Source organism: Paraburkholderia caffeinitolerans, assembly GCF_902859945.1.
GTDB lineage: Bacteria > Pseudomonadota > Gammaproteobacteria > Burkholderiales > Burkholderiaceae > Paraburkholderia > Paraburkholderia caffeinitolerans.
In genome coordinates, this window is the sequence record NZ_CADIKL010000057.1 from 32,811 (window position 1) to 43,127 (window position 10,317).

10 protein-coding genes are annotated in these 10,317 nt (G+C 64.9%); 2 read left to right on the forward strand and 8 right to left on the reverse strand.

What is annotated here, in order from left to right; genetic code table 11:
* Positions 1 to 3: 3 nt before the first annotated feature.
* Genes HV773_RS33660 through HV773_RS33670 form a run of 3 tightly spaced genes read right to left on the reverse strand, consistent with a single transcriptional unit; the run spans position 4 to position 2,871 of the window.
* Complete coding sequence (locus tag HV773_RS33660; protein ID WP_175198159.1) at positions 4 to 1,440, reverse strand: FAD/NAD(P)-dependent oxidoreductase; 1,437 nt, start codon at positions 1,438 to 1,440, stop codon at positions 4 to 6.
* The gene (locus tag HV773_RS33665) at positions 1,437 to 1,736 is read right to left on the reverse strand and encodes a (2Fe-2S)-binding protein (protein ID WP_175198160.1); all 300 of its coding nucleotides are present in this window, start codon (positions 1,734 to 1,736) and stop codon (positions 1,437 to 1,439) included. The genes HV773_RS33660 and HV773_RS33665 overlap by 4 nt, the downstream gene beginning before the upstream one ends.
* Entirely contained in the window at positions 1,729 to 2,871 is a 1,143-nt protein-coding gene (locus HV773_RS33670) for an NAD(P)/FAD-dependent oxidoreductase (protein WP_281365328.1), read from the reverse strand. Before HV773_RS33670 ends, HV773_RS33665 begins: the two co-directional genes overlap by 8 nt.
* 150 nt (positions 2,872 to 3,021) lie before the next feature.
* Here HV773_RS33670 and HV773_RS33675 point away from each other — a divergent pair, with 150 nt between their 5' ends.
* A complete protein-coding gene (locus tag HV773_RS33675; protein WP_175198161.1) occupies positions 3,022 to 3,936 on the forward strand; it encodes a LysR family transcriptional regulator in 915 nt (304 codons plus the stop codon).
* Positions 3,937 to 3,987: 51 nt separating this feature from the next.
* Here the strand turns inward: HV773_RS33675 and HV773_RS33680 are convergent, their stop codons facing one another.
* The 5 genes from HV773_RS33680 to HV773_RS33700 all read right to left on the reverse strand — a co-directional run bounded on the left by HV773_RS33680 (position 3,988) and on the right by HV773_RS33700 (position 9,088).
* Positions 3,988 to 5,103: a succinylglutamate desuccinylase/aspartoacylase family protein gene (locus tag HV773_RS33680; protein WP_175198162.1), complete on the reverse strand. Its 1,116-nt coding sequence runs from the start codon at positions 5,101 to 5,103 to the stop codon at positions 3,988 to 3,990.
* 26 nt (positions 5,104 to 5,129) lie between these two features.
* Positions 5,130 to 5,906 (reverse strand): ABC transporter substrate-binding protein, encoded by a 777-nt coding sequence (locus HV773_RS33685; RefSeq protein ID WP_175198163.1) that lies wholly within the window; start codon positions 5,904 to 5,906, stop codon positions 5,130 to 5,132.
* Positions 5,907 to 6,194: 288 nt separating this feature from the next.
* Positions 6,195 to 6,959, reverse strand: a complete 765-nt coding sequence (locus HV773_RS33690) for an ABC transporter substrate-binding protein (RefSeq protein WP_175198164.1) — start codon at positions 6,957 to 6,959, stop codon at positions 6,195 to 6,197.
* 202 nt (positions 6,960 to 7,161) lie between these two features.
* Positions 7,162 to 7,671 (reverse strand): nucleoside deaminase, encoded by a 510-nt coding sequence (locus HV773_RS33695; RefSeq protein WP_175198165.1) that lies wholly within the window; start codon positions 7,669 to 7,671, stop codon positions 7,162 to 7,164.
* Between the two features lie 58 nt (positions 7,672 to 7,729).
* A complete protein-coding gene (locus HV773_RS33700; RefSeq protein WP_175198166.1) occupies positions 7,730 to 9,088 on the reverse strand; it encodes a nucleobase:cation symporter-2 family protein in 1,359 nt (452 codons plus the stop codon).
* A gap of 127 nt (positions 9,089 to 9,215) precedes the next feature.
* Here HV773_RS33700 and HV773_RS33705 point away from each other — a divergent pair, with 127 nt between their 5' ends.
* Positions 9,216 to 10,130 (forward strand): LysR family transcriptional regulator, encoded by a 915-nt coding sequence (locus HV773_RS33705; protein WP_175198167.1) that lies wholly within the window; start codon positions 9,216 to 9,218, stop codon positions 10,128 to 10,130.
* Positions 10,131 to 10,317: the final 187 nt, after the last annotated feature.

Here is a 10,317-nt window from a genome sequence, read left to right on the forward strand (position 1 = left end):
GAATCAACTTGGGAATTCGCCGCGCTGGAAGTCGTCCGCGAGTTCGAGGGCGTCGGCCATTTCGCCCACGGTAATCGGCTTGATCGGCGCGCGTATGCGGTAGTGGCCGACATCGGCAACGTCGCGCTGCTGGACTTCCGCGATCAGTTCGCCCACTGTCGTGCCGCACCAGCGGCCCTGGCACGGGCCCATGCCGCAGCGCGTGAACGCCTTCATCTGGTTCGGCCCCTGGCAGCCCAGCCTGGCGAGTTCGCGAATTTCTCCCGCCGTGATTTCCTCACAGCGGCAGACGATGGTTTCGTTGTCCGGAATGCGTTGTGTGGCCAGTGGCGTATAAAGCGCGTCGAGCAGCGGGCGCACCGCGAGATGGCGGTGCAGCGCGCGCTGCACGGGGCGTTCGCGCGCGGCCTGGGTTGGCGCGTCGAGTTTGCCGAGCGCGGCGGCGATATCGAGCGCGGCGATTTCGCCGGCCAGTGCAGCAGCTTGCGCTCCGCCAATGCCCGCGCCATCGCCGGCGATCCAGACGCCCTGCACGCTGCTGCGGCCGCGACTGTCGCGTTGCGGGCGCCAGCAGGCCGCGTGTGTGTCCCATTCGTGCGTGCAACCGAGCGAGCGGGCGAGCTGCGTTGATGGAATCACGCCTTGATGAAGCAGCACGAGCGAGCTTTCCAGCGTGTGTTCAATGCCACTAGCGTCGCGAAAGCGAATGCGTTCCGCACGGCCATTACCTTCGATTGCCACGCCGCTTGCGCTGCTGTACACGGGTATGCCGGCGCGGCGCACGGCGCGCAGCATGCGCCAGCCTTTGAACAGATAGTCCGCGCCGCGCAGCGCGGGCAGGGCATGTGGCAGGGCGCGCCGCCAGGCGTCGCGCGGTGTCGTGTCGACGAGCGCGCGCACGCGCCGTCCCGCGTTCAGCAATTGCGCGGCGAACAGCCAGAGCAACGGGCCGCTGCCCGCGAGCACGGTGTCGTCGCCGGGCGCGAGGCCAGCGGACTTCAGCAGCGTTTGCGCCGCGCCCACGCCCATTACGCCGGGCAGCGTCCAGCCGCGCACGGGCCAGGGGCGTTCCTGCGCGCCTGTTGCGATCAGGACGGCGCGTGCGCCGACTTCCAGCGTGCCGCCCTCGGGCGCGCCTTGTGTGAGCATCGCAACCGGTTCCGGCTCGAAGGCGATCTGCCAGACGACGCTGCGTGGCAGATACTGCACGCCGCTCGCGAGCAGACCATCAACGAGCGGGCGGCCCGCCTGGTAATCCTTGCCGAGCCACTGAGCAATCCGCGTCGGCGTTGCGGCGAGATTCCTGTAAATCTGGCCGCCGGGCGAGGGGCCTTCATCGGCCACAGTGACGGCGAGTCCCGCCGCCCGTGCCGCGATGGCGGCGGCCATGCCGGCGGGGCCCGCGCCGACGATCAACAAGTCACATTGGCGGCGCGTCATGGCAGCTCCGCCTTGCCGTTCATCGCGCGGACTTGCATGCCGTTGCGCACCTGAGTCATGCAGGCCTGGACGTTGGGGACGCCGTCGATTTCCACGAGGCAGTCGAAGCAGACGCCCATCATGCAGAAGGGGCCGCGCGGTGCGCCGCTCACCGCGCTCGCGCGGCAGGCGGTGGCGCCGTTCGCGAGCATCGCGGCGGCGACGCTGTAATGCGCGGGCACGTCGTCCAGCATGCCGTCGATATGGATGCGCACGCGCGCATCGTTCGCGGCGGCGGGGGCGATGGGTTCAAACATGGGGTGCGACCTTGGGCGCGGCGAAGCGCGCTGTGGTGAAGGCTTCGAGTTCGGCGGGCGCAGCGCCGCCCGCGATCCAGGGCGCGACGAGGTCCGCGTGCGCGGCGGCCAGCGTCACGCCGCTGTGGCAGATCGCGACGAACGCGCCCGGATAGCTGCGTGATTCTTCATAAACGGGTAGCCCGTCCGGCGTCATGATGCGCAGCGCACCCCATGAGCGCACGATGCGCGCGTGTGCGAGGGTTGGAAACGCGGTGCGCGCGCGGCGCGCGATATCGACCATGGCCGCACGCGTCTGGCCGTCGTCGAAGCCGACGTCCTCGGCCGAGTCGCCCAGCAGCACCGAGCCTTCGGGAGTTTGCCGGACCACCAGCGTGGGATAGGCCAGAAACGGCGCAAGCCGCTCCGTGACCATGATCTGGCCGCGCAGCGGCGAGATGGGCGCATGCATATCGACCATCGGCGCGAGCCGCGCGTTGTCGAGACCGGCTGCGAGCACCACGCGGCCCGCTTCGAGCCGACCCGAGGGCGTGTCGATTTCGAAGCGTCCCGCGCGCGGGCGGACCTCGCGCACCTCGTTGCGCGGCAGGTAGACGCCGCCGCACGCGAGGAAGGCTTCGAGCATCGCGCGCAGCGTGTAAAGCGGATTCGCGTGGCCGTCGTTCGGCGACCAGAGCGCGCCCGCAAGCGCCGGCGATGCAGCCGGAATGCGCTTGTGCAACGCGGCCGGGTCCAGCACTTCATAGGCGAGCGCGGCGTCCTGGCGGCGCAGCGATTCGAGCAGCGCGGTCGCGCCTTCGAGTTCGGCGTGATGCTCGAAAAGCTCGATGCCGCCGGGGCGCTCGAAGCCGCAGTTCACGCCGGTCTCGCGTTGCAGTTGGCCGGCGAACGCGCTCCAGCGTTCGGACGATTGGCGCGACCAGCGCGCGTAGGGCAGGCAGCGGCCGCCCTTGCCCTGCACCCAGACGAGCCCGAAGTTGCCGCGCGCCGCGCGAAAGGCGATGTCCTCGCCGTCGCAGACGGCCACGCGCAGGCCGAGGCGCGCGACGCCCCAGGCGATGGCCATGCCGACCAGGCCGCCACCGGCCACGACGACGTCGAAGCTGCGTGCCTCACTTGTCCCGCGTGCGCTCACGCATCCCTCCGGCACGGCCTGAGCGGGGTTTGGGTGTTATATGCCATGGCGATCCGGTTCCTTGCGTGCTTTTTCGTTGCAGGATGGATCTTGCGGCGGGCAAAATAAGCCGTCCAATACAGCTTGTTCAGTTACCCATAATCCAATGTTATGAACGCGCCTTCGCTCAGAATCCGCCAGATCGAAGCCTTTCGCGCGGTGATGCAGCGCCATACGGTGACGCGCGCCGCGCAGGAGCTTCATATTTCGCAGCCGGCGGTCAGCCGGCTCATTGCCGACCTCGAAGACCGCATCGGCTTCGTCCTGTTCGAGCGCCAGCCGGGCCGCTTCGTGCCCACGGCTCAGGCGCGCGTGCTGTACGAGGAGGTCGAGCGCGCGTTCGTCGGGCTCGATCGCGTGGCGCAGGCGGCCGAGCAGATTCGCGCGATGCGGCTGGGCACCTTGCGCGTGGCGGGCTCGCCCGCCGTGGCGCTCGATCTGCTGCCCGAGATCGTCACGCGCTTCACGCGCGAGCATCCCGGCATCGACGTCACGCTGCTTGCGCACAGCGCGTCCACGGTGGTCGACAAGGTCGCCTCGGGGCAGTGCGATATAGGGCTGATTGCGGAGCCGGTGCCGCACCCCGCGATCCGCAGCGAGCGGCTGGCGGAGGCGGCCATGCGCTGCATCCTGCCGCGCCAGCACCGGCTCGCGCGCAAGCGCTTCGTGCGCCCCGCCGATTTACGCGGCGAATCGTTTATTTCGTTCCCGCCGAGCTTCGAGGCGCGCAGCGCAATCGACCGGGTATTCGTGGAGGCGGGCGTGACGCGTTCGATGTCGATCGAGGCGCAGCTATCGAAGACGATCGTGGCGTTCGTGGCGAACGGCGCGGGCGTGGCATTGATCGATCCGGTCACGGCCGCGTATGCGGACCCGCGCGTGATCGTCAAGCCGTTCGAGCCGCAGGTGCCCGATCACTTCTATCTGGCGACGGCGGCTTCGCAGGCGCTGTCGATGCCCGGCGAGGCGTTTTGCGCGATGTTGCGCGAGGCGTTTGCGCAGATGGAGATGCGGATCGGGGCGTGAGGTGCAAGTGCTGGCGCGCTCCCGCAAGGACCGCGCCGGACGCCGCCTGCCTCAATCCAGCAGCAGCGCGCCGCTTCGAACCGGCTCCTTGCCCGCCACGCACGCGATCTCCATCCCCGCCGTGGCAAAGCGCGTGCGTTGCCGCGCATACAGCACCCCGGCAACGGAACTCTTGACCGTAACAGCGCGGTCGGTCAGCGGATCGACGATATCGGCGATCGGCTGGCCAGGCTCGACCCGTGCACCCACCGCCGCGTGGAAAACGATCACGCCCGAGACCGGCGCGAACAGCGATTCACTGCCCGCAAACGGCGTTGGCCCAAATTCGAGCGGCGGCAACGGCGCGGGCGTGCCTTCGATCACGCCGCGGTGCGTCAGGTACTCGACGATCGCGTTCGCGTCTTGCTCCGCAAACGCATAGGACACGTCCGCCTGGCCACGCAATTCAATCGTTACGGATACCGAACCATTCGGAATCGGATAACGATCGCCGTAACGCGCGCGCAATTCCGACCAGCAAAAGCTGTGGATCTCGTCGAACGGATTGCCGATTGAATTGAGCGCGAGCAGCGACGCCTTCGCATCGAGATAACGCGCGAGCGGCTCGACGTCGGGCCACAGGTCGGGGTTGGTGTAGAGATGCAGCGCCGCTTCAAAGTCGCAATGGAGGTCGAGCACCACATCGGCGTCATACGAAAGGCGCTGCAGCGCGAGGCGCTGCGATTGAAGCTCGGTGGTCGGCGTTTGCTCGGCGAGCGCCTCGCGCATGGCCGCGCGCACGGCAAGCAGGTTCTGCTGCGCGTCGCCGGAGAGGCGCGAGTCGATGCGCGGGATCACGAGTTCGGCGAGATCGTGGAAGTGGCGGTTGAAGTTCGAGGCCGTGCCGGTTTCGTAGCGGCCAAGCATCTGGCCAAGCAGGCGCTGGTTCAAACCGATCGGGTTGGGTACCGGAACCAGGACCACCTCGCCGCGCAATTTGCCCGCCGCTTCGAGCGCGGCGAGGCGCTTGCGCAGCGCCCAGGCGACCAGCATGCCCGGCAATTCGTCGGCGTGCAGCGACGACTGGATGTAGATCTTCTGCCCGCCGCCTGGGCCGTAGTGGAAGCTCGTCAGGTGACGCTCGGTGCCGAGCGCCGGGGAAATCAACGGATGTGTCTGTGTCTGCATGATGTCAGGGCTGCTCGTCAGGATTATCAGCCGCCGTACACGTCGAAGTCGAAGTACTTCGACTCGATCTTCTTGTACGTGCCGTCCTTGATCATATCGGCGATGGCCTTGTCGAGCTTCGCTTTCAGCTCCACGTCGTCCTTGCGCAGGCCGATGGCGGCGCCGGCGCCGAGCGTGCCCTTCGGGTCGTCGATGGCGCCGCCCGCGAACTGGAAGTTTGCGCCGCGCGCGGTCTTCAGGAAGCCCTGCTCGGCCTGCACGGCGTCTTGCAGCGCGGCGTCGAGGCGGCCCGAGGTCAGGTCCGCGTAGACCTGGTCCTGGTTCTGGTAAGGCACGATCGTCACGCCCTTCGGGGCCCAGTAGAGCTTTGCGTAGGTCTCCTGAATCGTGCCTTGCTCGACGCCCACCGTCTTGCCCTTCAGGCCATCGGCGGTCGGCTGGAGGCTCACACCCTTCTTCGCGATGAGGCGCGTCGGCGTATGGAACAGCTTGGTCGAGAAGGCGATCTGCTCCTCGCGTTGCGGGGTCATCGACATCGACGAGAGCACGCCGTCGAACTTTCTTGCCTTCAGCGCCGGGATCATGCCGTCGAATTCGTTTTCGACCCAGACGCACTTCGCGTTCAGGCGCTTGCAGATTTCGTTGCCGAGGTCGATGTCGAAGCCAACCAGCTTGCCGTCCGTGCTCTTCGATTCAAACGGGGGATAACTCGCGTCGACACCGAAGCGAACGGAGGACGGGTCCTTGGCAAAGGCGGAGGTGGCGAGGGCAAGGATCGCGAGGGACAGGGCAAGCTTCTTCATTGACGCAAAGTCTCCAGTATCGACATCGACGCCGCCGTGGGTTGGCGGCGTCCTCAAGCAGACGAGGGTTCATCTGCAAAGTTGAATAGACAAGATAACCCGGGGACGATGGCCGAGTAACTGGGGTTTTCGCTGAAGCGACCTGAATTTGCGGATTTTCGACGTATGAAAATGGAAAGGTTGGGAAGCGTTTTAGGTGGTTAATGTATAGACAACATCGCACGCGGCATCGAAAAAAAAGCCCAGACCGGATGGTCTGGGCTTTCGCACCAGCTTGTAAGGAGAGGCTTAGTTGCTGCTGCCGTACACGTCGAAGTCGAAGTACTTGGACTCGATCTTCTTGTACGTGCCGTCCTTGAGCATGTCGGCGATGGCCTTGTCGATCTTCGCCTTCAGGTCGGTGTCTTCCTTGCGCAGGCCGATGCCGGCGCCGTCCGAGGGAATCTCCTTGCCCGCGAACTCGAAGCCCGCGCCGCGCGGCGTCTTCAGGAAGCCGATGTCGGCCTGCACCGCGTCCTGGAGCGCGCCGTCAAGACGGCCCGAGATCAGGTCGGCGTAGACCTGGTCCTGGTTCTGATAGGGCACCACGTTCACGCCCTTGGGCGCCCAGTTCGCCTTCGCGTAGGTTTCCTGGATCGTGCCCTGCTCGACGCCCACCGTCTTGCCCTTGAGCGATTCGGCCGTGGGCAGCAGGTTGGTGCCCTTCTTGGCGACGAGGCGCGTGGGCGTGTTGAACAGCTTCGACGAGAAGGCGATTTGCTCCTGGCGCTGCGGCGTCATCGACATCGAGGACAGCACGCCGTCGAACTTCTTGGCCTTGAGCGCCGGAATCATGCCGTCGAATTCCTGCTCGATCCACACGCATTTGGCGTTCAGACGTTTGCAGATTTCGTTGCCGAGATCGATATCGAAGCCGACCAGCTTGCCGTCCGCGGCCTTCGATTCAAACGGCGGATAACTTGCATCGACACCGAAACGGATGGTGGACCAGTCCTTCGCGAACGCGGAGGTTGCGATCGCGAGGATCGCCATGAACAGGGCAAGCTTTTTCATAGCCTTGAAGTCTCCAGTATCGACATTGAGGGCCGCCGTGAAAGCTCGCCGCGCCTTCGGCAAAGTCTGTTCTATCCGCCGGTTGGGTAGACAACATAGACAATCGCCGAAGGTCGGTTAAGTAGGGTTTTCGCTGAAGCGCATGCTGTCGATTCCGATTGCGACAAGATGCAGCAAGCATTCCTGCGAAAAATCCGCGCCCTTACTTCCAGAAGCCGTGATGCGAGCACGCGGCTTCGTCTTCGATCAGCGGGCCGACCACATCGATATGGCGCTGGCCGCGCGTGAACACCTCGCGGCACGGCAGCGAGAACGTCGGGTTCTCGGGGTGGTCGCCGGTGAGCGAGAGCAACTTGTGTTCGGAAAGCGCATAAACCACGCGCCCGATGTTGCACCAGTAGATGGCGCCCGCGCACATGCAGCACGGCTCCGCGCTCGTATAGAGCGTGCAGCGGGCGAGCTGCTCGGGCGAGAGGATGCGTGCGGCCTGCGCGGCGGCGGCGAGCTCGGCGTGCTGGGTGGGATCGCCTTGCGGCGGCATCGAGTTGTTGCCGGCGGATGCCACGATGTTGCCGTCCTCGTCGGCCACGAGCGCCGCGAACGGGTGGCGGCCGTTGCGCCGCGATTCGTCGGCGAGTTCGATGGCTTTGCGCAGCAGGGCGAGGTCGCGTTCGGCGAGCTGGGCGGGGGCGAGATCCGTATTGGCGTTCATTTGATTTTTTCCGTTGTGCTGAGTGAAAAGTCGGGTGAAGAAAATAAGGGCGCTGCGTTCAATGGGCTTCGGTGCTGGCGTTGCTCGCCAGCGTGGGCGTGTTTTCGTGCGCGCCGACATCCTGCTTGTCGCGGTTGAGCAGCACGTTGAGCACGATGGCGGTAATTGCGCCGAGGAAGATGCCACTGTCGAGAATCAGCTTGGCGGGGCCGTGGATCTGGGCAAACAGCGTGGGGAACGACATCGGCAATACACCTACGCTCACCGACACCGCAACGATGATCGCGTTGCGCGTGCCGTCGAACTTCACGCGCGAGAGTTCCTGAATGCCGGCCACCGTCGTCATGCCGAACATCACGATTGCGCAGCCGCCCAGCACGGGGCGCGGCACCGAGGCAATCAGCGCGCCGAGCTTGGGAAAGAGCCCCATGAGCACCATGATGACGCCCGCGGACGCCACCACGAAGCGGCTCTTCACATTCGAAAGCGCAATGAGGCCGGTGTTTTGCGTGAACGCGTTATAGGGGAAGCTGTTGAAGAGTCCGCCGAGCATGGTCGAGAGACCGTCGGCGCGAAACGCGTTGCCGAGCGTCTGCTGCGAGGACGGCCGGCCGATGATGGTGCCGATGGCCAGCACGTTGCCGGTAGTCTCCGCCATGATGACCAGCATGGCCAGCGCCATCACGAGCGTGGGCGTCACGGCGAAGCGCGGCATGCCGAACGCAAACGGCGCGCTGATCTCGAACCAGGCGGCATCGCCCACATGCGCAAAGCTCGTCATGCCGCACGCGGTCGCGATGAGGGTGCCGACGATCAAGCCGATCAGCACCGAGAGATTGCCGATAAAGCCCTTGAAGCGCGCATAGATGAACAGCGTGATGCCGACCGTTGCGAAGCCGAGCAGCAGATTCGCTGCGGAGCCGAAGCCCGGCGCGTCGGGGTTGCCGCCGCCGAGCCAGATCGCGGCCGCCGGCATCAGCGAAACGCCGATGATCGTAATGAGGCTGCCGATCACCACCGGCGGAAAGAAGCGTAGCAAGCGGCTGAACACCGGCGCGATAAGCACGGTGAGCGCACCCGAGGCGATCACGGAGCCGAACACGTAGGCGAGCCCGTATTGCTTGCCGATCATGATCATTGGTGCGATGGCGATGAACGAGCACCCCTGGATCAGCGGCAGACGCGCGCCGAATTTCCAGATGCCGATTGTCTGGATCAGCGTGGCGATGCCCGAGGTGAGCAGGTTGGCGTTGATCAGTGTGATCATCTGCTGCTGGGTGAGGCCGAGCGCGCTGCCGAGTATCAGCGGTACGGCGACGGCTCCCGCGTACATCACCAGCACGTGCTGCAATCCGTAGCTGGCGAGTTGCCGAAGCGGCAGAACCTCGTCAACCGGATGAGTGCTTCCCTTGCTCATGAAGTTGTCTCCTTTGTAGTGGGCCCGCTCGGCTGGTCAGGCACGGGCTGGTGCGTCATAATCCATCACATTTGCCGGGTCACCAAATGGATATCCATCGATTTTTTCAATAGATCAGGGAAGCGCAATGCGCTATTCGCTCGACCAGCTTGAAATGTTTGCCCGCGTGGCCAAGACCGGCTCGTTCTCGGCGGCGGCGCGCAGCCTGGGCAAGACGCAATCGACCATCAGCATGGCGATCGCCAATCTCGAAGTGGACTGGGGCTTGCCGCTGTTCGACCGCACGAGCAAGCTGCCCACGCTCACGCCGGCGGGCCGAAAACTGCTCAATGAAGTGGAGTTGGTGCTGGAGCGCTGCCTAGATCTGGAATCGCAGGCCAACGATCTGGGGGAACTGGTCGAGCCGCGCTTGACGCTCGCGATCGAAGTGCCGTACAAGGCGCTGATGCCGGCGATCACGGACTTTGCCGCGCAGTTTCCCGCCGTCGATCTGGACGTGCGCCATCCTTTTCACGGCGACGTGAGCGATCTGCTGGTGAAGGGCGAAGTGGATCTGGGCGTGGCCTTTGCACAGCCGGACTACCCGCGCGACCTGGGGTTTTCGCAGATGGGCAAGCTGATTCTGGCTCACGTCGCGCGCCGTGATCATCCGCTGGCGCGCCAGGCGAGCGTGAGCTTTGCTGAGTTGCGCTCGCATCGACGCTTGGTGTTCAGCGCGCACAACAACACGCTGCCGAGTACGGAGTATCTCGACTCGGCGCGCAGCTGGCAGGCGGAAAGCTATCTCGCGCTGCTGGAAATGACGCGCGCGGGGCTGGGCTGGACGACGCTGCCGCGCCAGTTGATCCTGCGCGAGCTCGAAGAAGGGGAGCTCGTGGAGCTGCAACTGGCCGCGTACCCCCATACCGACTGGCTGGTGGGAGTCGACCTGATCTGGTCGAAAGCGCGTGTGCTGGGCAAGGCGGGTGTGTGGTTAAAGCGCCGCTTGCAGGATCATAAGGTCTACGAACTGGATCGTAATGGGAATGCGACTACGTTGTAGGCAGGGAGTCCAGATCGCGAATGACGCGAGCGTTGTCTGAGCACGACACGTTTCATACCCTATGGATGATCTTGACTAGGATAAATCCGAAAGTTCGTTGAAACAGGCAATCTGACGTTTATTGAGATTCCACCCCTGTAAGGATTGCAAAAAATCTACGGGGTGATGGATGAACCAGAGCTACAGG